The organism is Devosia sp. ZW T5_3 (genome assembly GCF_044987315.1).
In the GTDB taxonomy this organism is placed as follows: domain Bacteria; phylum Pseudomonadota; class Alphaproteobacteria; order Rhizobiales; family Devosiaceae; genus Devosia.
Map to the genome: position 1 here is coordinate 1 of NZ_JBJDRE010000040.1, position 1263 is coordinate 1263.

Below are 1263 nucleotides of genomic sequence, written 5' to 3' on the forward strand. Positions count from 1 at the left end.
CCAAACCGCATGCTACCATCCGGCACCACCTCTCCCCCCGAGTCGCGCCACCCATGCCCACCTCCACGCCCCGGCAGCTCAATCCGCTGCATCTGCTGATTGCCTTCGGCACCGGGGGCCTGCTCACCCTGATGGTGTTCTTCAACGGCGAGCTGGGCCATTACGGCAACCCGCTCTTTGCCTCCTGGGCCGCCCACGGCACCGGCACCGTGGCCGCAATACTCTTCCTGGCCCTGCTCTATCGCCGCCGCCCGGCAGCCGAGCCGCAGCCCAAGCCACCGGCTCCATTCTGGGCCTATCTCGGCGGCATTTCCGGCGCTCTGACGGTCATGTTGACCTCCACCACCGTCAATTCCCCGCTGGCGCTCTCGGGCACGCTGGCACTCGGCCTTGCGGGCCAAGTCGTCTTCAGCCTCGCCGCCGACCGCTGGGGTCTGTTCGGCCTGCCCAAACGCCGGCTCGAACTGCGCGACCTCGCCGCCGTGCTGCTGATCCTGGCCGGTAGCGCCCTGATCATCCTTGTCGGCATGGGAGGTCACCCATGATCACCCCCATCCTCTATGCCGTCCTCGCGGGCCTGCTGGTCGGCCTCAGCCGCCAGCTCAATGGCCGCCTCGCCCTCTCCGGCTCGCCGCTGATCGCTTCGTTCTGGAACCATCTCGTCGGCTTCGTCGCGCTCACCGCCCTGGGCCTCGCCATCGGCGGCCTCATCCCCGCCGGCGCCGCCACCGCCCCCTGGCACGCCTATATCGGCGGCCCCATCGGCGTCGTCTTCGTCGCCTCCGGCAGCTGGCTCATCCCGCGCATCGGCGCCGTCAATACCGCCCTGCTCGTCATCGGCGGGCAGATGGTCTCCGGCGTGGTGCTCGACCTCGCCCGCGGCACCCCCTCCACCCTCTGGGCCAGCGCCCTGGGCGTGGTGTTCATCCTGGGCGGCATGGCCCTGACGCAACGGCGGCGGTAGCAGCCCTCACCACGCTGCATTTCGTCCCCTCACCCTCAGGGTCATCCCCAATCCCTCCTCCCCACCGCTCTCCCTCGGGCTCGACCCGAGGGCCACTCGCCGCTTGCACCAATCCGTCCACCCCCACAGTGTCATTCCCGCGAAAGCGGGAACCTCTGTTTCGGGATGCTGAAGAAGGAAACAGAGGTCCCCGCTTTCGCGGGGATGACACCGTGGATAATTGTCAGTTCATGGCATGATGGGGTGGGATCGAGGGAACCACAACGGCCCCCAATCTATCCCCTTTACCCATCTTATCC

At 67.8% G+C, this 1263-nt stretch carries 2 protein-coding genes; both read left to right on the forward strand.

Going from position 1 to position 1263, the window contains the following annotated elements; genetic code table 11:
- Positions 1-53: 53 nt before the first annotated feature.
- Positions 54-545 (forward strand): DMT family transporter, encoded by a 492-nt coding sequence (locus ACI3KW_RS23135; protein ID WP_404850045.1) that lies wholly within the window; start codon positions 54-56, stop codon positions 543-545.
- Entirely contained in the window at positions 542-964 is a 423-nt protein-coding gene (locus tag ACI3KW_RS23140; protein ID WP_404850044.1) for a DMT family transporter, read from the forward strand. Before ACI3KW_RS23135 ends, ACI3KW_RS23140 begins: the two co-directional genes overlap by 4 nt.
- Positions 965-1263: the final 299 nt, after the last annotated feature.